Source organism: Limosilactobacillus mucosae (genome assembly GCF_046939755.1).
GTDB classification, from domain to species: domain Bacteria; phylum Bacillota; class Bacilli; order Lactobacillales; family Lactobacillaceae; genus Limosilactobacillus; species Limosilactobacillus mucosae_A.
Genome location: NZ_JBKZAY010000007.1, coordinates 19,022 through 43,563, shown reverse-complemented (window position 1 = coordinate 43,563; position 24,542 = coordinate 19,022). Strand labels below are relative to the sequence as shown.

General features: G+C 49.4%; 20 protein-coding genes and 1 riboswitch. Of the genes, 16 read left to right on the top strand and 4 right to left on the bottom strand.

Annotated features, from left to right (window positions below):
• Positions 1–48: 48 nt before the first annotated feature.
• The 4 genes from glyQ (at position 49) to rpoD (ending at position 6,390) form a co-directional block, all read left to right on the top strand.
• Positions 49–1,032, top strand: a complete 984-nt coding sequence (gene glyQ / locus ACLUWI_RS03955; RefSeq protein ID WP_033935605.1) for a glycine--tRNA ligase subunit alpha — start codon at positions 49–51, stop codon at positions 1,030–1,032.
• Positions 1,033–3,111, top strand: coding sequence for a glycine--tRNA ligase subunit beta (glyS, locus tag ACLUWI_RS03950; protein ID WP_412146233.1), 2,079 nt, complete (start codon positions 1,033–1,035; stop codon positions 3,109–3,111).
• 166 nt (positions 3,112–3,277) lie between these two features.
• Positions 3,278–5,245, top strand: coding sequence for a DNA primase (gene dnaG / locus ACLUWI_RS03945; RefSeq protein ID WP_412146232.1), 1,968 nt, complete (start codon positions 3,278–3,280; stop codon positions 5,243–5,245).
• Between the two features lie 2 nt (positions 5,246–5,247).
• Entirely contained in the window at positions 5,248–6,390 is a 1,143-nt protein-coding gene (gene rpoD / locus ACLUWI_RS03940) for an RNA polymerase sigma factor RpoD (RefSeq protein ID WP_033935602.1), read from the top strand.
• A 78-nt stretch (positions 6,391–6,468) separates the two neighbouring features.
• Here the strand turns inward: rpoD and codA are convergent, their stop codons facing one another.
• The 4 genes from codA to ACLUWI_RS03920 form a co-directional block, all read right to left on the bottom strand.
• The gene (gene codA / locus ACLUWI_RS03935) at positions 6,469–7,719 is read right to left on the bottom strand and encodes a cytosine deaminase (RefSeq protein ID WP_412146231.1); all 1,251 of its coding nucleotides are present in this window, start codon (positions 7,717–7,719) and stop codon (positions 6,469–6,471) included.
• Positions 7,720–7,722: 3 nt separating this feature from the next.
• Positions 7,723–9,084, bottom strand: coding sequence for a cytosine permease (locus ACLUWI_RS03930; protein ID WP_412146230.1), 1,362 nt, complete (start codon positions 9,082–9,084; stop codon positions 7,723–7,725).
• A gap of 190 nt (positions 9,085–9,274) precedes the next feature.
• The gene (gene dapF, locus ACLUWI_RS03925) at positions 9,275–10,279 is read right to left on the bottom strand and encodes a diaminopimelate epimerase (protein WP_412146229.1); all 1,005 of its coding nucleotides are present in this window, start codon (positions 10,277–10,279) and stop codon (positions 9,275–9,277) included.
• 20 nt (positions 10,280–10,299) lie between these two features.
• The gene (locus ACLUWI_RS03920) at positions 10,300–11,658 is read right to left on the bottom strand and encodes an aspartate kinase (protein ID WP_412146228.1); all 1,359 of its coding nucleotides are present in this window, start codon (positions 11,656–11,658) and stop codon (positions 10,300–10,302) included.
• Positions 11,659–11,861: 203 nt separating this feature from the next.
• A riboswitch (Lysine riboswitch) is annotated at positions 11,862–12,041 on the top strand.
• Between the two features lie 126 nt (positions 12,042–12,167).
• Here ACLUWI_RS03920 and lysA point away from each other — a divergent pair.
• The 12 genes from lysA to ACLUWI_RS03860 all read left to right on the top strand — a co-directional run bounded on the left by lysA (position 12,168) and on the right by ACLUWI_RS03860 (position 24,509).
• Positions 12,168–13,481 (top strand): diaminopimelate decarboxylase, encoded by a 1,314-nt coding sequence (gene lysA / locus ACLUWI_RS03915; protein ID WP_412146227.1) that lies wholly within the window; start codon positions 12,168–12,170, stop codon positions 13,479–13,481.
• Between the two features lie 58 nt (positions 13,482–13,539).
• Positions 13,540–14,250, top strand: coding sequence for a 2,3,4,5-tetrahydropyridine-2,6-dicarboxylate N-acetyltransferase (gene dapD, locus ACLUWI_RS03910; RefSeq protein WP_412146226.1), 711 nt, complete (start codon positions 13,540–13,542; stop codon positions 14,248–14,250).
• A 6-nt stretch (positions 14,251–14,256) separates the two neighbouring features.
• A complete protein-coding gene (locus ACLUWI_RS03905) occupies positions 14,257–15,408 on the top strand; it encodes an N-acetyldiaminopimelate deacetylase (protein WP_412146225.1) in 1,152 nt (383 codons plus the stop codon).
• A gap of 12 nt (positions 15,409–15,420) precedes the next feature.
• Positions 15,421–16,353 (top strand): 4-hydroxy-tetrahydrodipicolinate synthase, encoded by a 933-nt coding sequence (gene dapA, locus ACLUWI_RS03900; RefSeq protein ID WP_412146224.1) that lies wholly within the window; start codon positions 15,421–15,423, stop codon positions 16,351–16,353.
• A complete protein-coding gene (gene dapB / locus ACLUWI_RS03895) occupies positions 16,343–17,125 on the top strand; it encodes a 4-hydroxy-tetrahydrodipicolinate reductase (protein WP_270648602.1) in 783 nt (260 codons plus the stop codon). The genes dapA and dapB overlap by 11 nt, the downstream gene beginning before the upstream one ends.
• 20 nt (positions 17,126–17,145) lie before the next feature.
• The gene (locus ACLUWI_RS03890) at positions 17,146–18,339 is read left to right on the top strand and encodes an aminotransferase class I/II-fold pyridoxal phosphate-dependent enzyme (RefSeq protein WP_033935593.1); all 1,194 of its coding nucleotides are present in this window, start codon (positions 17,146–17,148) and stop codon (positions 18,337–18,339) included.
• A 15-nt stretch (positions 18,340–18,354) separates the two neighbouring features.
• Positions 18,355–19,413: an aspartate-semialdehyde dehydrogenase gene (locus ACLUWI_RS03885; RefSeq protein ID WP_033934767.1), complete on the top strand. Its 1,059-nt coding sequence runs from the start codon at positions 18,355–18,357 to the stop codon at positions 19,411–19,413.
• A gap of 116 nt (positions 19,414–19,529) precedes the next feature.
• A complete protein-coding gene (locus ACLUWI_RS03880; protein ID WP_412146223.1) occupies positions 19,530–20,225 on the top strand; it encodes a tRNA (adenine(22)-N(1))-methyltransferase in 696 nt (231 codons plus the stop codon).
• A complete protein-coding gene (locus ACLUWI_RS03875) occupies positions 20,222–21,046 on the top strand; it encodes a Nif3-like dinuclear metal center hexameric protein (RefSeq protein ID WP_412146222.1) in 825 nt (274 codons plus the stop codon). The genes ACLUWI_RS03880 and ACLUWI_RS03875 overlap by 4 nt, the downstream gene beginning before the upstream one ends.
• A gap of 84 nt (positions 21,047–21,130) precedes the next feature.
• Complete coding sequence (gene pepT, locus ACLUWI_RS03870; RefSeq protein WP_412146221.1) at positions 21,131–22,381, top strand: peptidase T; 1,251 nt, start codon at positions 21,131–21,133, stop codon at positions 22,379–22,381.
• 141 nt (positions 22,382–22,522) lie between these two features.
• Positions 22,523–23,371: an aldo/keto reductase gene (locus ACLUWI_RS03865; RefSeq protein ID WP_412146220.1), complete on the top strand. Its 849-nt coding sequence runs from the start codon at positions 22,523–22,525 to the stop codon at positions 23,369–23,371.
• A 187-nt stretch (positions 23,372–23,558) separates the two neighbouring features.
• Positions 23,559–24,509 (top strand): DNA/RNA non-specific endonuclease, encoded by a 951-nt coding sequence (locus ACLUWI_RS03860; RefSeq protein WP_412146261.1) that lies wholly within the window; start codon positions 23,559–23,561, stop codon positions 24,507–24,509.
• Positions 24,510–24,542 lie beyond the last annotated feature (33 nt).

Sequence of the window (24,542 nt, the reverse complement as noted above, 5' to 3'; positions counted from 1 at the left end):
GTCCAACTGGCCATTGTAGGGACTTTTTACGTTGAAAGGAGTCAGATTATGTCAAAGAAACTCACCGTTCAAGAGATTATTTTTACTCTTGAAAAGTATTGGGCCGATCAAGGCTGTATGCTGATGCAGGCCTATGACAACGAAAAAGGTGCCGGGACGATGAGCCCATACACTTTCCTGCGGGCGATCGGGCCTGAACCATGGAATGTTGCCTATGTTGAACCTTCTCGGCGGCCTGCTGATGGGCGCTATGGTGAAAACCCCAACCGTCTTTACCAGCACCACCAGTTCCAGGTTTTAATGAAGCCATCACCAGACAATATTCAAGAGCTTTATTTAGGCAGTTTGAAGCAGCTGGGCATTGAGCCATTGGAACATGATATTCGTTTTGTTGAAGACAACTGGGAAAACCCATCAATGGGCTGTGCTGGTGTTGGTTGGGAAATCTGGCTCGATGGGATGGAAGTTACGCAGTTTACCTATTTCCAAGTCGTTGGTGAGCTGCAGATGGATCCGGTAGCTGCCGAGGTTACCTATGGCCTGGAACGATTGGCTGAATACATTCAAAATGTTGACAGTGTCTATGATCTGGAATGGGCAGACGGCGTCAAGTACGGTGATATCTTTAAAGAACCTGAATACGAGCACTCCAAGTACAGTTTTGAAGAAAGCAACCAAGACATGCTGCTTCAAGAGTTCAATGACTACGAAGCCGAAGCCAAGCGCTTGATCAAACTGGGGCTGGTTCACCCGGCATATGACTATGTCTTGAAGTGCAGCCACACGTTCAACCTGCTGGATGCACGCGGGGCGGTTTCAGTAACGGAGCGGGCCGGTTACCTGCATCGGATTCGGATCATGGCCAAGTCAATTGCCAAGGCTTTTGTTGAAGAACGGCGCAAACGGGGCTTCCCACTGATTCACGATGAAAAAGAACGCCAAGCAACGGTCGAGAAATACACCAAGCTGGCTGAAAAAGCAGCAGCACGGGCGGCCAAGCAAGCTGCCAAGGCCAAGAAGGAGGACAAGTAAATGGCACATTCATATCTATTGGAAATTGGGCTGGAAGAAATGCCTGCGCATGTCGTAACGCCAAGCATCAAGCAGCTGCACGAACGCGTTGCTCAATATTTAAAGGAACAGCGCATTGATTTTGCCAAGATTCAAGAATTTGCTACGCCACGCCGCTTGGCTCTTTTGATTACTGGTTTGGCCGACAAACAGCCTGATGTCAATGAATCCGTTAAGGGTCCTGCCAAAAAGATTGCTCAGGATGCAGATGGCAACTGGACTAAGGCAGCAATGGGCTTTACGCGCGGTCAAGGCGTCAGTGTCGATGATATTGAATTCAAGGAGATCAAGGGCGTTGAATACGTCTACGTTGAAAAACACGTTGATGGCAAGCCGGTTGCTGAAGTTCTGCCAGGCTTAAAAGACGTTATTGAAGCCATGAACTTCCCAACGATGATGAAGTGGGGGCACCACTCATTGCAGTTCGTCCGGCCAATTCGCTGGCTGGTATCGCTTTTGGATGATGAGATCGTACCATTTTCCATCCTGGACGTAACGGCTGGGCGTGTGTCGCGTGGTCACCGTTTCTTGGGTCATGACGTGAAAATCAAAAATGCTGAAGACTACGAAGACGACCTGCATAATGAATTTGTGATTGTTAACCAAAAGCAGCGCAAAAACCTGATCAAGACTCAGATTAACCAGATTTTGGCCGAAAACGACTGGATTATCGACTGGGATGAAGACTTATTAGAAGAAGTCAACAACCTGGTTGAATGGCCAACCTCATTTGCCGGCTCATTTGATGAAAAATATCTGGTTCTGCCTGAAGAAGTCCTGATTACTTCTATGAAGGACAACCAGCGCTTCTTCTGCGTTCGCGATCATGAAGGCAAGCTTTTGCCGCACTTTATCGCAGTCCGTAATGGTAACAGCGACTACCTGGAAAACGTGATCAAGGGTAACGAACGGGTGCTGGTACCACGTTTGGAAGATGCTAAGTTCTTCTATGAAGAGGACCAAAAGATTTCAATTGACCAATACGTGGCCCGCTTAAAGAAGGTCAGCTTCCATGACAAGATCAGCTCCATGTACGACAAGATGGGACGGACAGCGGTCTTGGCCAAGCTGCTTGGTCAAAAGCTGAACCTTAGTGATGAAGAGATGGAAGACCTCGATCGAGCTGCTCATATCTACAAGTTTGACCTGACGACGCAGATGGTGGGCGAATTTGCTGAGCTGCAAGGGATCATGGGCGAGATCTATGCTAAGCTGTTTGGCGAAAAAGCTGACGTCGCTGCGGCCATTAAGGAACACTATATGCCAATCTCTGCAGAAGGCGAGCTGCCAGCCGGCAAGATCGGCGCGGTTCTGGCAATTGCCGACAAGCTGGACAGCATCATCAGCTTCTTTGCCGTTGATATGATTCCAAGCGGTTCCAATGACCCATATGCACTGCGGCGGCAGGCTTATGGGATCGTACGGATCATTGCTGCGCGTGGCTGGCATCTGCCGGTAATGGGGATGGCTGATGAGTTTGCAAAAGCATTGGCAGCTCAGGGCTTGACGCCTGAATTTGACGTTTCGCACAATGCTGATCAGGTACATGCCTTCTTCTTGGATCGGCTCAAACAGTTCTTCAATACGCAGGATCTGCGCTATGACGTAATTGATGCCGTTGTCGACACGAAATCTAACGACGTTGCTGATGTATTGGCAGCGGCCGAGACGATTGACGCGCACAAAGATGATGCCGGCTTTAAAGAAGATGTTGAAGCCCTGACGCGGGTACTGCGGATTGCCAAGAAGGCTGACTTTAAAGATGGCGTACCAGCAGTTGATCCGGCCAAGTTCCAAAACCCATCGGAACCCCAGCTGTTTGACCTGGTAGCTTCCTTAAACAAGAAGTGGGGTACGCAGACGCTGGCGCAAAACTTTGCTGATCTGCGGGCAATGGCACCGGTAATCACCAACTACTTTGAAGAAAACATGATCATGGACAAGGACGAAAGCATCCGTAACAACCGGTTGGCCCTTTTGCAACAGCTGGCTGATGATGTCTACGCACTGGGTAATCTTGACAAGCTGATCGTTAAATAGTTGCGGTTTATCAAGCAAATGAATTGTATTGTCCCAGACTTGTGGTATCATGTTAAATAGGTATATTAGGTAGTGTCTAAGAACAGATGTTGCCTGAAGTCGTTGAAGGTCGCATTCCATCTGGAGGCGACCTTTTGCTACTATTCGCGGGAAATGGGGTGAACGAATGGCGCGACTTTCGCAAGAACTGATCGATCAGGTGCGGCAGTCCGTTGATATTGCTGACGTCATTAGTCAAGACGTTCAGCTGCAGCGGCAAGGGAAGAACCTGGTTGGGCACTGTCCGTTTCACGAAGATAACACACCATCATTTTCAGTCAGTGAGCAAAAGCAGTTTTTTTATTGCTTTAGCTGTCATCGCTCAGGTTCGGTATTCGACTTTTTGATGGAGCTGCATCACCTGTCATTTCCGCAAGCCGTTGAGCAGGTTGCCAAGCTGGGCAGCGTGGCCTTGCCGAATGATTTTCAGGCCGGTGCCGAACCTAGAACGGAACCGGTACCGGATTCGCAGCAGGGTCGTCTGATTAAGCTGCATCAAACTACCATGCGGCTCTATCATCATATTTTGATGAACACGCCAGCTGGAGAGCCTGCCCGCCGCTATTTGCAAAAACGCGGTCTGACTCAGGAGCTGATCGATCAGTTTAACCTCGGCTATGCTCCTAAAGAAGAGGTTTTAAAAGCCGTTTTGGAAAAAGAAGGGCATGACTATCAGCTGTTGCGTCGATCGGGATTGTTTACCGAGGATCAAGCCGGCAGCCTGCATGATCGTTTCCATGATCGAGTCATGTTTCCGCTTAAGGATGGACAAGGACGACCGGTTGCGTTTTCGGGGCGATTGCTGCAAAAAAATGCCGACGCGCCGAAGTATCTCAATAGTCCCGAAACGCCGATTTTTAACAAGCGTCGTTTGATCTTTAATTTTGATCTAGCCAAAAAAGCAGCCAGAGAAAATGGGAAACTGCTGCTTTTTGAAGGTTATATGGATGTTATTTCGGCATATGGTGCCGGCGTTCATAATGGTATTGCCTCAATGGGGACCAGTCTGACTGATGAGCAGCTGGCGATGATCGTCAAGACGACCGCTCAGCTGAATATTTGCTATGATGGCGATGCACCGGGGCAAAATGCTATTGAACGGGCGCTTAAACTGATCGAGGCCAGTGCGGTTGCCAATCAGCTTAAGATTCGCGTCGTACAGCTGCCAACCGGACAAGATCCTGATGAATACATTCAGCAAAATGGCGGGGTCAAGTTTCGCGATTATCTGAAAAATACCGAAGAAACGCCGACTGCATTTCGACTGCGCTATCTACGGCAAGGACTGAATCTGAGCAATCAGGCTGAGCTTTTGAGCTATTTGAATGCTGCAATTGGCGTGATTGCCAAGGTCAGTGATCCGGTTGCCAGAGATCTGTACGTGCAGGAATTGGCCAGGGAGTTTCAGGTCAATCCGCAAAATCTGCAGCAGCAGCTGACGACTCAGCTTCAAAAACAGCCGGCGCCACTGCCAAGCACGGCACCGCCAACCTCACAATGGTCTGGTAATCCGCCAGCTGCCCCTAAGCGCCAGTCGTTTAATGGATCGTTTAAGCGAACGGCTTACAAGCAAAAGCGACAAGCCAAAGTACGGCCGGCACCACAGGCAGTCACGCTGACGGCAGCAGAGCAGCAGTCATTGGCGCTTGATCAGACTGAGCGGGCAGAGCGCTTGTTGCTGACGGCCGTGCTTCATGACTATGGCACCAGGGCGCAGCTAAAGTCGATGCCTGATTTTGCCTTTGTTCATGATCAATATCAAGAGCTTTATCAGCAGGCGTTGAATTATTTTACCGAGCATGATGAGTATGATTTAGCCAGCTTTTTAGACTACGTGGACGATTCGGCTTTAAAAACGACTTTAACGCAACTGGATGGCTTGCATGCGGAAGAAGCAGTCTCACCGGCTGCAATTGATGACTGTCTGCGCATCATCATGCAAAAGACACCTTTAACACAAAAGATCGCTCAAGTTAAATTGGCGCTGCAGGAAGCCAAGGCACGGAGCGATCACGAACTAATCACCCAGCTGACGATCGAGCTCATTCAGCTTTATCGCCAGCAGCAACGATTAAAAACGGAGGAGACTAGTTAATAATGGCAAACAGCAAAAAGAAAGACATGGTAATTTCCAACAAAGCCGACTTTGATCAGACTGAATACGACAAAGCCGTGGGTAAGCTGATCAGAAGCTATAAGAAAGCCAAGGAAATTCAATACGATGACTTGACTGACCAGATTGCGACTCCGTTTGGCTTAAATGCCCAAGGAATGGATAATCTGCTTCAAAACGTTGAAGATGCCGGGATCAGCGTCGTTGACGAAAAGGGTGATCCAGATCCGCGCGCATTGAAGGCGACAGAAAAACTGTCCAACAAGGCCTTAAAAGATACAGCTGCCCCAACCAACGTTAAGATCAATGACCCCGTACGGATGTATCTTAAAGAAATCGGGCGGGTCAACCTGCTGACGGCGGACGAGGAAATTGCGCTGGCGCAGCGGATCGAAAAAGGCGATGAACAGGCTAAACAGGAACTGGCTGAAGCCAACCTGCGTCTGGTGGTTTCCATTGCCAAGCGGTATGTTGGTCGCGGCATGCAGTTTTTGGATCTGATTCAAGAAGGTAACATGGGGCTGATGAAAGCCGTTGAAAAATTTGACTACCGAAAAGGATTCAAGTTCTCAACCTACGCGACCTGGTGGATTCGGCAGGCCATTACGCGGGCGATTGCCGATCAGGCGCGGACGATTCGGATTCCAGTGCACATGGTCGAAACCATCAACAAGCTGATCCGGATTCAGCGTCAACTGCTGCAGGATCTGGGCCGGGAACCGCTGCCTGAAGAAATCGGTGCTGAAATGGACATGCCAACCAAGAAGGTACGCGAAATCCTCAAGATTGCCCAAGAACCAGTCTCTTTGGAAACGCCGATTGGTGAAGAGGATGACTCGCATCTGGGCGACTTTATCGAAGACCAGGATGCTACCAGTCCTGCCGATCATGCTGCTTATGAAATGATGAAAAAGCAATTGGAAAACGTCTTAGATACGCTGACCGATCGTGAAGAAAACGTTTTGCGGCTGCGCTTTGGCCTTGATGACGGGCGGACGCGTACGCTGGAGGAAGTGGGCAAGGTCTTTGGCGTTACGCGGGAACGGATTCGTCAAATCGAAGCCAAGGCTCTGCGTAAGCTGCGCCACCCATCACGTTCCAAGCAATTGAAGGATTTCTTAGAGTAACTTGGCATATATTCATAATAACTACTAAAAGGTCTGCTCCTTGATTGAGGAGCAGACCTTTTGTCGTATTAATGATTCTTACTTCAGACTGTCAGGCAGGTTAAGTGTAGTCTCAGCTGGCGTGGTCTTGGCCAGCACCTTGCCGCGACGAATGTTATAGAGAACCTCAACGTGCTTGTTTAAAGCATTGTAGAAGTCTTCAGCGTTCAGCAGGATGCAGTTGGCTTCCAAACCTTCTTTAATGCCGTAGCGATCTGTAATGTGCAGCGTCTTGGCAGCATTATAGGTTACGAACTTGAATGAATCCTGCAGCTGGCTGTAGCCCATTAGATGAGCCGCATAGACTCCCATTGAGACGGAATCAAGCATATTGCCATTACCGAGTGGATTCCATGGATCCTGAATATCGTCTTCACCAAACGAAACGTTGATGTTGGCAGCATCCAGCTCCTTGATCCGAGTAAGTCCACGCCGTTTTGGATAGGTGTCGAAACGGCCGCCCAGGTGCATGTTGACCAGCGGATTGGAGACGAAATTGATGCCTGACATCCTCAGCAGCCGAAACAGTTTATAAGTGTAGGCATCGTTATATGATCCCATCGCCGTCGTGTGGCTGGCGGTAACCATGTCGGTAAGGCCGGTTTTGTAGGCCATCGTTGCTAATACTTCCAGATTGCGGGAGGCAGGATCGTCAATCTCATCACAATGAACGTCAACCAGCTTGTTGTATTTTTCGGCTAGCTTGACTAGGAACTTGACTGATTTCCAGCCATACTCAGTCGTAAACTCAAAGTGCGGAATGCCGCCCACGACATCGGCCCCTTCCTTAACGGCTTGCTTCATCAGCTTTTTGCCATGCGGGTAGGAGAGAATGCCTTCTTGCGGAAAGGCAACCAATTGCAGATCAACCACATCCTGCATCTCGTGCTTTAATTCCAAAAGCGCCTGCAGTGCAATCAGATGCGGATCAGTTACGTCAACATGGCTGCGCACGTGTTGAATCCCGTGACCAACCATATTGAGGAGCGTCTTTTTAGCCCGCTGCTTGACATCTTGAATGGTGAGATCTTTTTTACGTTCTGACCAGATACGAATCCCATCAAACAAGGTACCGGTTTCGTTCCATTCCGGCTGACCGGCCGTCAGCGTGGCATCCAGGTGAACGTGGGAGTCAATAAACGGTGGCAGCAGTACCTTGCCTTGACCATCGATGACTTCTTCACCAGGTTTAGCCGTCAAACCTGACTTGATGGCTTCAAATTTGCCGTCTTCAATCCGAACGTCAACGGCATCTTTTTGGTTATCTACATGAACGTTTTGAATCAGCATAGATTAAGCGACCTTTCGATTAAAAATTAGCATTAAGACATAGTAGATGGCACCGCTGATCAGCATGACCAAGAACGTTGCTCCGATCGTGTTCTTGAGTGCGGCAACGTTATGCAGTATCAAGAACAGGGCCGTACCGATGATCCAGGTAACTACGGCTGACCAGTTGATCCCATGCGAGTACCAGTAGCTGCCGTTTTTCTTGGCCAGCTGCGTGACATCGTATTTCTTGTGACAACGCAGGTAGAAGTCGGTACAGATGATGGCAATGATTGGTCCCAGCACCATACCTACATAATCCAAGAAAGCGGTAAAGGTGTCAAGAAAACTGCCGACAATCATTGGAATGAAGGTGACGATGGTGGCAACGATGGCAACGATCCAAAGCGAGTATTTTAGTTTGATGCTGGTGAAGATGTTGGATAGTGCCGAACCGGCTGCCAGCAGGTTAACGGCATTGGCGGTCATTGAAGTCAGGATGATAACCAGCAAGGCAACGATCCCCAGCCCTAGGCGACTGGCAATCGTACTTGGATCGGAGTTGTTGGCATTATAGGCACCAGAAGTAATGGCGATACTGATGGTTGAGATCAGACCGATAAAGGCAAACCAGATCACACCGACCATGGCACCAAAAAACGGCGTCAGCGTGGAGTTGTACTTTTTTGGCGTGAAACGGGTAAAGTCCGCCCCAGCGGTTACCCAAGCCAGGTTAAAGGCTGCTACATAGTCAATGGCCGCGCCAGTAGCCATTTTGGCGCTAGCTGGGACCTGCCAGCTGGTAATGTGTGAAAATGGCACGGTTTTTAAGACGACTGCCGATTCCCAGATGACAAAGATCAAAACCAAGATGATTCCCAAGCGCTCAATCATCTGAACGGAACGCGAGCCGCTGGCGATACTGATGATGTGTAAAATACTCATTACCACGATCCCGGCAACGATGCCTTTCCAACCGCCTGGCTTACCCCAGACTGGCCAGCCAAGCAGATCATTTAAAAGCAGACTGACGGATTGGGCTGCGATAAACGTATTGACGGCCGTCCAGCCAATAAACTGCGTCAGGTTGACCAAAGATGGCAGATAGCTGCCGCGAACCCCAAATGAGGCTCGGCTGACGGCCATGGTTGAAACGCCGGTCTGATAGCCAATGTAGCCAATTAGACTCAAAAAGACGTAGGAAAGTGCCGATGACAGAACCAGCACGTTCATGGCGACTGAAAAACCGCACGCTGCCAAAACCCCGCCGACAAACCACGTGCCGTTGTTGGCATTGGCGCCAACCCAGGTCGCGAACATATCCCAGGTTGAGGTCTTGCGTTGATGCATCGCGATGCTGGTAATCTGATCATTGTCGTTTTGCATGGTGTTACCCCCAAAGAAAAAAATCGTCACTGGCCAAGTGAGACCAGTGACGATGCAAATAATGTCCTCCCTAAAAAGGGCGAAGATTTTATTTTAACGAACATCCTTGGAGGCCTCACGGGACCAGATTAAAGGTTGAATAATAATTGATAAACTAAGTGTAAACAATATTAATGTTCGTTGTCAATGCTTATTTTCCAATTTGTAGATCGTTAACGTGCGGTAAATCCGCAACAAACTTTTCATACGCCGTTTCTTCACCAGTTGCGCTGGTTTGAGCATCCGCAAAGCTTGCTTGATGCAGCTCGGCTTCGGCAACCGTAACATGATGCGTGAAGGTGGCATTGCCGACCAGTTCAATCCAGTAGTGATCAGCTTGGTGGTGAACGATGGTCTTGACCATGCCGCCAGGGTTGTAGATGGTCATTGGCACGTCGAAATGCGCCAGTTCAGGATGCGTCAGCGCGAAGGCCAATGAGGTTGCTGACATCCCGGTCCCGCAGGCATTGGTAAAGCCGACGCCGCGTTCAAACGTCCGGACAAACAGCTCGTTTTCATTCAGAATCTGGGCAAAGTTTACGTTGACGCCATCAGGGAAATATGGGTTTTGACCATTCAGTCGTTCACCTAAGACGCCTAAAACGTTATCGGACAATTCAGCGGCTGAAACAAAACTGATCAGATGTGGATTAGGAACCGCGATGCTGGTAAAACGCAGTCCAGGAATAAACTCGGGAACCAGCGTATCAAGCAGCCGTTCATGGCCCAGATTGTCAAACGGCAGGGCTTCTTTGTTAAAGCGGACGGGTGAGATCTCAACGGCAAAAGCAGGTACACCCGGTGCAAAATCAGGCTGGCGCCGAACAAGCAGGTTGGCATCGCGCGTATCAACCTGGAACTCGTCTTGACCAAATTTTTCTGCCAGATAGCGGGCCACGGTACGCAGCCCATTACCGCACATCGATGCCTCGCTGCCATCGGCGTTGATGACACGCATTTGTGCCAGGGCTCCGGCTTTAGTTGGCTGATTGACAACTAGAATGCCATCCGCGCCGCCTAAAAGGCCAGTCTGGGGATTGGTGATTCTAGGAGCAAGTGTCTGTAGCTCAGCATCGGTAAGTGGTTGTTCCAGCGTGGTCTGATCCAGGATAAAGAACTGATTTTGCGATCCGTGAACCTTTAGTAGCTCTGTCATAAAAATACCTCTTTGTCTAATTAGTTTGCGAAGAATTGGTGATAGATGACCTGAACGGCTTTATCAGCATCGGCTCGCTTGGTCCCCAGCATGATTGAGATCTGAGAGGCCCCTTGGTTGATCATCTGCAGCGAGATGTGGGCATCGGCTAATGGCTGCAAAATGCCGGCAGCAGCGCCAACGCGATCACGCATTCCTTCACCGACGATCATGGTAATGGAGTAGTCGTCGATCCATTCCAGACGATCGGGATTGATCTTATTTTGAATCTCATCGCACAAAACGTCAATCAATTGATCATTCAAAAACTTTTTGTCAAAGATAATCGAAATATCATCGATCCCAGATGGCATGTGCTCATAAGGAACGTTGTGCTTTTCCAGAATATCCAGAATGCGCAGGGTGAAGCCGGCTTCTTTGTTTAAGAGATACTTGTGCAGATAAAGTGCCGAAAAATGCTTGCCCGAAGCGACCCCCGTGATGATGTTTTCCGGTTTGAATCCTTTTTCAGGAACGATCATGGTACCAGGCTTTTCTGGTGCATGCGTGTTTTTGACGTTAATGGGAATCTGCCCTTGAATGGCGGGAATCAAGGCCTCATCGTGGAAAACCGAAAAGCCGGCATAGGAAAGCTCACGCATCTCACGGTAGGTCATCGTACGGATTGGTTCAGGATTGTCGACTACGTTTGGATTAGCGGAGAAGATTGCATCCACGTCGGTAAAGTTTTCATACAGTCGCGCGTGAAAGCCCCGGGCCAGGATTGCGCCGGTAATGTCAGAGCCGCCCCGTGAGAACGTTGCGATATGACCGGAAGGCGTGATGCCAAAAAATCCTGGAAAGACCAGTCGATCATAGACCTCATACTTGAAGTTTGCCAGATTACGGTAGGTTTCAGGATTGACGATCGCATCGTTGGGAGCACCGGTAACCATAATGCCGGCTTCGGTTGGATCAACGAACCGTGCCTTGATGCCCAGATGATTCATAACCATCGCGATCAGCCGGGCGTTCAGCCGCTCGCCGTGGGCCTTAAAAGCAGCCAGCAGGTATTCATCGTTTGGGTAGTCTTTCTTGGGCAGATCGACTAACAATTCCTTGATGATCTTGATTTTTTCATCCGGCAGATCAAAAAAGTGACCGATCGTTTCGTAGCGCTCGAAAATTTCTTGAACGGTCTTGGCGGTATCTTCGCCATTGATCGTTTCATTGGCATAGCGGATCAGAAGGTCAGTCACCTTGATATCGCCATCGTGTCGTTTACCAGGAGCCGAAACCACAACGATTTGACGAGCTGGATCAGCCGTGATGATGTTCAATGCCTGTTTAACGGCGGCACCCGTAGCCAATGAAGTGCCACCGAACTTTACAACTTTCATATTACAGACTCCTTTGTGCGTTGAAAATAATAAAGAACGCAAATTAAATTTAATAGGATTCTAACATTTATTAGCGTCCTTGCAAGTCAGATTTTTTGAAATCAGATAGCATAAACGTTTTACAAATCATAGTAGAAAAAATAAATGAGAAAAATTATTAGAATTACCTTGACGATTATGAAACTTAATTATAGACTTACTAGTAAATCGAAGAGGCGCAATCAACATTAGTACCGTATGTTAGTCGCAGACCAGACAAGGACCGTACGGAAAAGGGACGATTGCCGAAGCTTTCAGACTGGGTCGCGGCCTGATTGCTGGGGCGTGGCTGAACAAGTCACGGACTGTCGCGGAGAAAAACTTCGCGGAGCGCTATCGACCAATCAGATTAAATTTGACAACAGCCGCAGTGGGTGGCTTTTTGAAAATGGAATCCGTTGTTTGTGCGCGCACGAACAATGGATTTTTTCTTAGCGTTTTCCCCGTCAAAACAACGGAGGTTTTAGATTATGAATTCTCAGATTGCACCGGATCAGATCAATGCCGCAGGTCATTTAACCATTGGCGGCGTTGACTCGCTCGAACTAGCCAAGGAATATGGCACGCCGCTGGTAGTTTACGACGTGGCCCAGATTCGTCGCCAGATTCGTGCTTTTAAAAAGGTGTTTGAGCAGCGCCAGGTTGACTACGCGGTCAGCTATGCCAGCAAGGCGTTTGCCGCGATTGCGATGTATCAGGTTATAGCTCATGAAGGCGGTCATGTCGATGTGGTTTCGGCCGGTGAGCTCTATACGGCAATCAAAGCCGACTTCCCAATGGAAAACGTTTCTTTTCATGGCAACAACAAATCGCGGGCCGAATTAGAGATGGCCGTTGATCACCATGTGGGCATGATCGTGATCGACAACTTCCATGAAATTGAGCTGCTTAATGAAGTACTGGCCAGTCGTGATCAGTCAATCGACGTTATGATGCGGATCACACCGGGGATTTCCGCACATACGAATAAGTATATTCAAACTGGTCAGGTTGACAGCAAATTTGGCTTTGATCTGCAGTCCGGTCAGGCTGATGAAGCCCTGCAAAAGATTCTGGCCAGTCCACGGATGAATATGAAGGGACTGCATGCTCACATCGGCTCGCAGATTTTTGAATTAAATGGCTTTCAGATGGCAGCTGCCAAACTGGTTGAGATTGCAGCTCACTGGCGTGACAAGTTTGGCTATGAGCCAGAAATCGTCAATGTTGGTGGTGGTTTCGGGATTCGCTATGTCAGTGCTGATCATCCATTGAAACCGGAAGATTTTGTAGCAGCAATCATCGAAACTATTAAGGAAGAAACCCAAAAGCTGAACTTAAAGATGCCCGCGGTTTGGATCGAACCAGGTCGCTCAATCGCTGGTCCGGCCGGCTATAATCTTTACACGGTCGGTTCGCGTAAAGACGTTCCTGGTTTGATGCCATATGTCATGATCGATGGCGGGATGGGTGACAACATTCGGCCAGCACTTTATCAGGCCGAATACGAGACGGTGCTGGCTGCTGATCCGCAGGCTGAAAATGCTGAAACGGTGCGGCTGGCCGGTAAATACTGTGAGTCAGGCGATATTCTCAGTCAGCATCAGCCATTGCCAAAAACCAAGCCAGGCGATGTTTTGGCAATGCTGGATACGGGAGCCTACGGATATGCGATGGCTTCTAATTATAACCGTAATCCGCGGCCGGCAGTGGTCTTTGCTGAAAATGGTCAGGCTCACCTGGTAATTGAACGCGAATCGCTTGATGATCTGGTTCATCTTGACCGTTCCTACCCACAAGCCTAAATCACTTTTAAAATAAGATATTAATAATATAGTAGAAAAAAGATTGGAGTTAATCTAAATGGCACAATTAGACGCACAAAGCATTATCAACTACATCGGCAACGCTCCTAAAAAGACGCCCGTAAAAGTATTCGTTAAGGGTAATCTGACAGCTTTAAACGTTCCTGAAACGATTCAAAGTTTCTTAGAAGCCCATACCGGCGTTTTGTTTGGCGACTGGGCCGACGTTAAGCCATTCTTGACTGCTAATGCTGCGCAGATTAAAGACTATCGCGTGGAAAACGATGCCCGCAACTCAGCCGTGCCACTGTTGGATCTGAAGGGAATCAACGCGCGGATCGAACCGGGCGCCTTGATTCGGGATCAGGTTTTGATTGGCGACAATGCCGTTATCATGATGGGCGCAATTATCAACATTGGTGCTGAAATCGGTGCCGATTCCATGATTGACATGGGTGCGGTGCTGGGCGGCCGAGCAATCGTCGGCAAGCATTGTCACGTTGGCGCGGGCGCGGTTTTAGCCGGCGTGATCGAACCAGCTTCAGCTGAACCGGTCCGAATCGATGACAACGTTTTGATTGGTGCCAATGCCGTTGTGATCGAAGGCGTGCATGTTGGGGAAGGGGCCGTCATTGCTGCCGGTGCCGTCGTAACCCAAGACGTTGCGCCACATACGGTTGTAGCCGGCGTGCCAGCCAAGTTCATCAAAAACGTTGATGACAAGACGGAATCAAAGACGGGCCTGGAAGAAGACTTGCGGAAGCTGTGATGATCGATGACAGAATTAAATGAAGCACAATTAATCAAGATTCGCCGCGATCTGCATCAGATTCCAGAACTGGCGCTACAGGAAAAACAGACGCATGCCTATTTGTTGGATACGATTAAAGGGTTTAACCAGGCTCATCTGGAAATTCGCCAACCGGAAAAACTGCCAACTGCATTGATGGTGTTGGTACACGGTAGTCAGCCAACTAGAACGATCGGCTATCGAACCGATATCGACGCGCTGCCGGTAGCAGAACAGACTGGCCTGCCGTTTGCTTCCAAGCATCCCGGCGTCATGCATGCCTGTGGCCACGATATCCACATGACGGTTGCTTTAGGCGTCTTAAGCTGGTTCAGTGAGCATCAGCCAAAAGACAATCTGCTGTTTTTCTTCCAACCAGCCGAAGAAAGCGAAAACGGCGGCAAGCTGGCTTATGAGCAGGGACTGTTTGCTGATAAATGGCGACCAGATGAGTTCTACGGTCTGCACGATAATCCGGACCTGCCGGCTGGCGCGATTGGCTGTCGCATGGGCACACTGTTTGCCGGCACGACTGAAGTCAACATCGATATTACCGGTAAAGGCGGTCACGCGGCCTTTCCGCAGGATGCCAATGATACGGTCGTGGCGATGGCGTCTTTGATCATGCAGGTTCAGACGATCATTTCACGCAGCATTGATCCGATTCAAAGCGGCGTGATCACGCTGGGGAAGGTTGAAGCCGGCACGATCCGCAACGTGATAGCCGGTCATGCCCATCTGGAAGGCACGATTCGCGGTCTGACACAGGAAATGATTTTGAAGATCGATCAGCGTTTAAAAGACGTCTGTGAAGGAATTGCCAAAAGTTTTAACGTTAAAGTTGACCTGCAGTTGAATCAAGGTGGCTACTGGCCCGTTGAAAACAATCCCGAACTGACCAAACGCTTTATTGAATATATGAAACAGGCCGCTGGCGTTGAATTTATCGAAACTGCGCCAGCCATGACCGGTGAAGACTTTGGCTATCTGCTGGCCAAGTTTCCCGGCACCATGTTTTGGCTGGGAGTTGAAGATGACTCACAGTTGCATTCGGCAACCTTAAAACCGGATGAACGCGCTATTAAACGGGGCGTGGATGCTATTACCGGATTTTTGAACTATCGTATGCAAAACTAGGGGGATTTAACTATGAATTTACAAGATGCTGATTTGTTAACTGCCATCGTAACACCATTTAATGAACAAAATGAATTGGACTTTGCCAGTTTGGCCAAGCTGACCAACCATTTGATCGAACAGGGCAGCAATGGTTTTGTTATTGGCGGTACGACTGGTGAGACGCCAACGCTCAGCCATGACGAAAAGCTGGCGCTGTATCGTGAGTTTGCTAAGATCATTGATGGCCGCGTTCCGGTAATTGCCGGCACTGGCAGCAACAATACTGCCGAAACGATTGCCTTCACCAATGAAGTAGCTGAGATCGAAGGCATTGACTATGCGCTGGTCGTGGTACCGCCATACAACAAGCCTAATCAGCGTGGCATGATTGCCCACTTTACGGCGGTAGCAGATCAGTCCAAGTTGCCAATCGTGATCTATAACATTCCTGGCCGAACCGGTGTTAAGATGGCTGCCGAAACGATCGTGGAGCTTTCACATCATGAAAACATCAAGGCCGTTAAGCAATGCGCCTCGTTAGAAGAAATGCAGTACGTGATCGATCACAAGGACGAGGATTTCCAAGTCTTTACCGGCGAAGACGCTCAAGCATTGACGGCGCGCGTCTTAGGAGCTAATGGCGTGATCTCGGTTGCTTCGCATAATTACTGTGCCCAGATGCGGGAAATGTATGATCAATTGTATAATGGTAATTGGCAGGCTGCTGGACGTCTGCAGCGCTGGCTGACGCCAAGGATGGCCGCGCTGTTCATGTACCCATCACCATCACCAGTCAAGGCGGTCTTAAACGCGCAAGGCTTTGGCGTGGGTGGTTGCCGTCTGCCGATTGCTACTCTGAACGACAACGAAAAGCAGCAGCTGGCACAGGCGCTGTCATTGCCTGCCGATGCGCTGGCTCATGAGTTGCCATTGAATCTTGGAAAGGGTGATGTTGATGACTAGTGTACTGATCGCCGGGTTTGCTGGTGCAATGGGACAAAAGGCCGTTGATCTGGTCAATGGCATGGCGGATTTTCAAATCGTTGCCGCTTTTTCACCACAAGCCGACCGTAACGATCCGGAACGCTATAACTTAAATGACGATGTACAGATCTTTAATGATTTAGCAGCGATTCCCGATCAAGCAGCTGATGTCTGGATTGACTTTACCGTTCCCAGCGCGGTTTACGAAAACGTCAAATTTGCGCTGAATCACGGGATGCGCCCCGTGGTTGGGACAACCGGGTTGACTGATGAACAGGAAGCCGAACTCAAGGCACTTGCCAAAGCCAATCATTTAGGCGGCCTGATCGCGCCTAACTTTGGCATGTCGGCGGTCTTACTGATGAAATTCGCCCAGGAAGCCGCCAAGTATTTCCCAGACGTCGAAGTTATTGAAATGCACCATGCCGATAAGAAAGATGCACCATCAGGAACGGCATTGAGTACGGCTAAGATGATGGCACAAAATCGTCAGCCACACGAAAGCAATCCAGATGAGGTCGAAACGCTGGCCAACGTCCGTGGTGGCGACTATCAAGGTATTCGCATTCACTCGGTTCGTCTGCCGGGCTACATTGCCCACGAGCAGGTGCTGTTTGGTGGCACTGGCGAGGCGTTGACCATTCGTCAGGATTCATTTGATCGGGGCTCGTTTATGAGCGGCGTTAAGGTAGCCTTGCAAAAGGTTGCGTCGCTGGATGAACTGGTTGTCGGTTTGGAAAATATTCTTTGATGTAAAGGGGAAATTTGTTTATGCCAACTCTAGCAAAAGATCTTAATGAAACGGTCAACCCACGCGTGGCCGCAATCTCGCCATCTGGAATCCGCTCTTTTGATGCGCACGTCTCTAAGATTCCAGGCATCGTTAAGCTGACGATTGGCGAACCTGATCTTAACGTTCCTGAACATGTTAAGCAGGCAGCCGTGCAAAGTATTGTTGAAAATGATTCGCACTATACCTCCAACCGCGGCAAGATTGAATTGCGAAAAGCCATCAGTGGCTATCTGGAACGGACGCGCGGCGTGCACTATGATCCAGAAACCGAAATCGTTGCTACGGTTGGTGCGACCGAGGCCCTGGCAGCAACGATCTTCTCTCTGATCAATGAAGGCGACAAGGTGATCATTCCAACGCCGGCCTTCTCGCTGTACTTCCCGCTGGTTTCTCTGGCAGGTGGGACGCCAGTGCAGGTTGACGTTTCTGAGGACGATTTTGTCTTGACGCCTGAGCTGCTGGAAAATGTTTTGAAAAAAGAAGGTCCAGCGGTTAAGGCCGTTCTGCTTAACTACCCAGTCAACCCAACTGGCCGTGAATATCCACGCGAAGTGCTGGAGGGTCTGGCTAAGGTCATTGCCGATCACCATCTCTACGTATTTGCCGATGAAATCTACAGTGATCTGGTTTACGGCGTGGAACACACGTCAATGGCTACGCTTTTGCCGGACCGGACCATCTTCATCTCTGGCCTGTCCAAGTCGCATGCTATGACTGGCTACCGGATGGGCTACTTTGCTGGTCCTAAAGAAGCGATCGACAACATCACCAAGCTGCACTCGTTCTTGGTAACCTCAATTACCGACTCAACGCAGGCAGCCGCTATTGAGGCCTACACCAATGGGGATGAGGATCCGGTTAAGGCCCGGGCCATCTACCAAAAACGGCGGGACTATGTTTTGAAGTCCTTAAACGACATGGGCATCGAAACGGTTCCACCACAAGGCGCGTTCTACATCTTCGCCAAGATTCCAGCCAGCTATGGTACGGACGACATGCAGTTTGCCTTGGATCTGGCCAAGGAGGCTCAAGTCGGCGTAACGCCAGGCAATGCTTTTGGTGCTGGTGGTGCCGGCTGGGTTCGGCTGTCATACGCGGCTTCTGATGAGGACCTGCACACGGCAATGGAACGCATGAAGCCATTTATTGAAAAGGTTAACGCAAAGAACTAAAGGAGCGATTCTAATATGAGTAAGCAATACAATGTCGCAATTCTGGGTGCCACGGGGGCGGTCGGCACGCGGATGATTGAACAATTAGCCCAGTCTACGATTCCCGTTAAGCATGTTAAGCTGCTGGCATCCAAAAAGTCAGCCGGCAAGACGCTGCAGTTTAAGGGGCAGCCGGTAACCGTTGAGGAAACGACTCCTGAATCCTTTGACGGCGTTGACATTGTATTGTCGTCTGCTGGCGGATCGGTTTCCAAGAAATTTCTGCCAGAAGCCGTTAAGCGCGGGGCGGTCTGTGTTGACAATACCAGTGCCTTTCGGATGGAGCCGGATGTGCCGCTGGTCGTACCAGAAGTCAACGAAGCAGCTTTGAAGGATCACCATGGCATCGTGGCCAATCCTAACTGTTCCACGATTCAAATGGTAATGGCTTTGGAACCAGTTCGCCGCAACTTCGGCTTAAAGCAGATCGTGGTTTCCACTTATCAGGCAGCTTCGGGTGCTGGTCAATCCGCTTTAAACGAAATGTATCAAGAAGCCCAAGACTTTTTGGATGGCAAGGACATGCAGGCAGATGCCCATATTCTGCCAACTAAAGGCGACAAGAAGCATTATCCACTGGCTTTCAACCTGCTGCCACAAATTGACGTTTTGGAGGAATCCGGCTACTCACACGAAGAATGGAAGATGATTCATGAAACCAAGAAGATCATGCTTGGCGACATGAACTCACAAGACATTAAGGTTACGGCTACTTGTGTCCGGGTACCGGTTCCGATCGCACACGGCGAAAGCGTCTACTTTACGGTTGAGGATGAATCGGCTACGGCTCAAGATATTATGCGGGTTGTGGCTGACTTCCCTGGCAACGTTTTGGAAGATGACATTGCTCATCAGATCTACCCACAGCCAATCAATGCGGTCGGCAAGCGGGAAACGTTTGTTGGTCGAATTCGTCCTGATTATGAAAACAAGGGTGCCTTCAACATGTGGGTTGTAGCTGACAATCTGTTGAAGGGAGCTGCCTGGAACACGGTTGAAAATGCCGAGCGCCTGGTAGCACTGGGTCTGGTCTAATTAAGATACGTTGAACTCAGAAACTGCCTTAAATTGAAAATCCGTCTTGCTGATTGCGGGACGGATTTTTTGTTATACTGGAAATATAATTTGGAATCAGGAAGGAAGATTTATTTATGGATGCCAACCATCTTTCATTACGATTGGCGCGTGTTGCCAGCTATGTGCCAAAGGGAGCTCGGATGGCCGATATCGGTTCGGACCATGCCTATCTGCCGGCACATCTGGCATTGAACGGACAGATTGAGTATGCCGTTGCTGGCGAGGTTGTCAAGGGACCTTTTGAAAATGCCGCTCATGAGATTAAACAGCTACAGCTTGATCGCATGATTCAGCCGCGGCTTGCCGATGGGCTGGCCGCGATTCAAGCTGGTGATCGCATTGATACGATTACGATTGCTGGGATGGGTGGAACCTTGATTGCCAAGATCCTGGCTGCTGACACGCAAAAACTTGCCGGGGTCAAGCGCTTGATCCTGCAGCCCAACGTTGGCGGTGAGCGCGTCCGAGAATGGCTCTTGGCTAATCGCTGGCAGATCATGGCTGAAGAAGTGCTCGAAGAAGATGACCATATCTATGAGATCATCGTGGCTGAGCCTTCGCTTGTTCCATTTGCCTACAACGATCGCGAGCTTAAGTTTGGTCCTTTCTTATTAGAACAGGACCAGCCCGCTTTTCGAAAAGAATGGCTGGCTGAGCTTGAGCGAGAGCAGACTGCCATTGAACAAATGAAAAAAGCCGCCCATCCGCCCGTTGCCAAGATCAAGGAGTTTGAACGCGAGATGCAGATGATTAAAGAGGTGATCAAATGACAACTGGAAACGACATTATTCGACGGTTTGAAATGTTTGCCAATCCGGCTTTGGCTGAATCATGGGATCATGTCGGCCTGCAGCTGGGCAATCCCGAACGGCAGGTCAAACGCGTCATGACGGCGTTAGACTGCCGCCCAGAAGTCGTCAAAGAAGCAATTGAAAAAGACGTTGACTTTATCTTCAATCACCATCCAGCCATGTTTCACGCCGCTAAGACGCTGGACGTGCGCGACCCGCAGATTGCCATGTATCAAACGCTTTTGGAGCATGGCATTACGGTTTACGCGGCACATACCAACCTTGACAATGCCAATGGCGGGATGAACGATTGGCTGGCGGCCCAATTAGAGCTGACCAACGTTGAGCCGCTGCAGATTACGGGGACTGATCCGATCTCGGGACGCGACTATGGAATGGGACGGATTGGTGACTTATTGCAGCCGATGACCCCAACTGAATTTGGCCAATGGTGTCTGGAAAAGTTTCAGCTTAACGGTGCCCGTATGATCGTTAATCCAGTCGATCAAGCACGGCTGATTAAACGAGTCGCAATTCTGGGCGGGGCCGGGCAGGATTTTTGGCAGCTGGCTAAAAAGCGCGGGGCTGATGCCTATGTAACAGGAGATGTCAGCTACCATTTTGCTCATGACATGATTGCCAACCATTTAACAGTGGTTGATGCCGGTCATCATATTGAAGCCGTTTGTCAAGATCAGCTGGCCAGTCTGCTAAAAAAATGGCGCCAAGAAAACGACTGGGATTTTGAGGTCATAGCCTCTGAGGTCAATACGGAGCCGTTCCAGTTTATTGTTAAATAGGCTTTTGACTGCTTGTTGATTGGAAAAGTGCTAAAGTTGACGTATTGGTAGTACTGACTAATTCATAAAGAAAAGGTGATCGATTTGACTGAAGAAAAATATCCTGAACTGTTGCCGCGGTTTTTAAAATACGTTCAAGTTGAAACGCGCTCGGATCCGCAATCAGCTACGGTGCCTTCCAGTCCTAAAGAAACGGCTTTTTTAAGGCAACTGGCTCAAGAGCTGCAAGACCTGGGACTGAGCAACGTTCGTATTCATCCGCAGAACTCATATTTGTTGGCAACGATCCCCAGCAATCTAGATCATGACGTGCCGGTCGTTGGTTTAATTGCACATATCGATACGGCGGACTTCAATGCCGACCATGTCCTGCCACAGGTGATTGACGATTATGATGGCCAATCTGACATTGCCTTGTCGGACAGCGGCTACCAGCTTTCTCCAGCTGAGTTTCCGTCATTGAAAAAATATGCACATCAGACGCTGATTACGACGGATGGCCGCACGCTTTTAGGCGCTGATGACAAATCGGGCGTGGCTGAGATCGTAACGATGGCATCGTATTTGCTGAAGCATCCTGAAATCAAGCACGGAACGATCCAAATCGGTCTGGGGCCGGATGAGGAGATTGGTACTGGTGCCGATCATTTTGACGTTAAGGATTTTGGTGCAGACTTTGCCTATACGGTTGATGGCGGGCCTCTGGGTGAGTTGGAATACGAAACTTTTAACGCTGCCCAAGCCGAGATTACGATTACTGGTAAGGATGTTCACACTGGGGTTGCCAAAGGGACGATGGTCAATGCTATTCAAGTCGGCATTGATCTGCACGACCGCCTGCCAGAACACGATCGCGCTGAGAAAACGTCCGGTCGCGAAGGCTTTTACCATCTTTATAAATTTAACGGCGGCGTTGATCATGCCGAAATGACCTATCTGATTCGGGATCATGATCGGCAAAAATTCGAAGAGCGCAAGCAGAATCTTACGCAGATCGTTTCACAGCTAAACGAAAAGCTGGGTGAAGAGCGGATTCAAATGAAGCTTTATGATCAATACTATAATTTAAAAGATGCGCTCAAAGACCACATGGAAGTTGTTGCGATTGCCAAGCAGGCGATGGAGAATCTAGACATTCAGCCAGTGATCTATCCAGTGCGGGGCGGTACGGATGGTTCCACGATTTCGTATCTGGGGCTGCCAACGCCCAACCTGTTTGCAGGCGGTGAGAACATGCACTCGCGCTTTGAGTACGTTTCTTTGCAGACCATGGAAAAAGCCCTGGACGTTTTGCTGGAGATCGTTAAGCTGACGGCCCAGTCGTCGATTAAATAGCTTTCGTTGTTTAAGGCATAAAATCCCTGTCGCAGCTGAGTGGCAGGGATTTTTAATTGGAATTGGTTGAAAGCGCTGTGATGATTGATTCGTTGGTGATATGCTTTAAGAAATAGCCTGAATTGGAAAGGATGATGAGTCATGCAAACTGTTACGATCAATCAGCGCGTATTACCGGCAGTCGGCCTGGGTACCTGGCACATGGGAGATGATCCTGTTAAGCACGCGACGGAGGTTGAAGCGCTGCAGGCAGGTATTAAAGCTGGCGCCCAAGTCATCGATACGGCCGAGATGTATGGTAATGGCAGGGCCGAGCGCCTGGTAGCCGAAGCCATTAAGCCATTTAACCGTAAAAATCTGTTTATCATTGACAAGGTCCTGCCACAAAATGCCAGCCGCGCGCAGTTAGAAAAAAGTCTGGACCGCAGCTTAAAAAACGTTGGTATTGACTATTTCGACTTGTATCTTTTACACTGGCGCGGACAGGTCCCATTGGCTGAAACCATAGCTGAGCTGGAACGGGTCAAACAGGCTGGCAAGATTCGAGCCTGGGGCGTCTCTAATTTTGACGTGGCCGATCTAAAAGAACTGTATGCCCTGCCAAACGGCGGCAACTGCGCGGCTAATGAAGATCTTTATAATCTTGATCGACGCGGGATCGAATATGATCTGCTGGCCTGGCAAAAAGATCAAGGACTGCCATTGATTGCCTATTCGCCAGTTGCGCAAGGCGATACTTTGAGTGGTCGGCTGACTGCTGATCCAACGCTGCAAAAACTGGCTGATCGGCATCACGCTACGGTTTATCAGATCATGTTAGCCTGGACCATTCGCTGTGGCAATACGCTGACGATTCCTCAGACCGGCAACCCTGAGCATGCTCGGCAGAACGTGGCGGCTGGTGAGCTGGAATTCAGTGATGCAGAGCTGTTGGAGTTAGAACGGGCCTTTCCGTCACCTCGTCAAAAACAGCCACTGGCCACGATCTAGTCATTGCAACCGGAAGCAGCTCAAGAACAATTTAGCTGACTTTATACTTTAAAAATGATTTAAAGGGCGTCGCATCACTTATTAAAACGTGTTACTATAGTTTTAAGGATGGAGCGGTTGAATAAGATCGCTCCTTTTATTATTGGGGGAGTAGTTAATGAAACGAAAAATGCTAAAGCTGCTGCTGATGCCGCTGCTGGCGCTAGGAATCGGCATACAGACGCCACAGATGCTGCCCGCACTTGATACGGCTCAGCCAACAGTTGTTAAGGCAGCCAAAAAACACAGATCGCAGCGCGTGAAAAAGCAGGCAGCCGCGTCTTCCAGCCAATCTGATGAACAGCTGGCTCAGCTTGACTATCAAGGAACGCAGACCATCAACGTCAACAATGGTCAGCCGGATTTCACCAGTGAGGATCTGGATACCAGTCATGGTGCCTGGCAGCAATATGGCAATCTGGATCGTTTGAATCGCGCCACGCAAGCCAACGCACTGCTGAATCGTTCTTTGATGCCTAAAGCCAAGCGCGAGCCACTCAACGTTACGCCCACCGGCTGGCACAATAAAAAAATCAAAGGTGGTTATTTATACAATCGCTCGCATCTGATCGGCTATCAGCTGACGGGGCAAAACAACAACTGGAAGAATCTGATTACCGGAACGCGCTCGCTCAATGATCCTGAGATGGTTCGCTATGAAGATGAGGTTGCCGACTATCTGCGGACGCATCCTAATGACTATGTCCGCTATCAAGTGACGCCGATTTTTCGAGGCGATGAGCTGCTGGCGCGGGGTGTGCATATGCAGGCTGAGTCAGTCAACACTCAGGCCATTAAGTTTAACGTCTATATTTTTAATGTACAGGATGGCGTAACGCTCAACTATGCTGATGGGACTAGCACGGTTGACAATAGTGCCCAGAACGTCAGCTCAACGGCGGCCGTTTCTAAAACCGCAAACAGTCAAACGGCCAGCCAAGGCAATAATGACCAGACTACCGTTTATGTCACGCCCAATGGCACCAAGTATCATCTGAATCGCAACTGCCGCGCCCTGGCTCGTTCCAAAACCGTTGATACGATGACGCAGGGACAGGCAATCACTGATGGCTATACGCTTTGTGGCTTTGAACGCTAAGAAAACAAAAAGAGCACTGAAGACTTTCAGTGC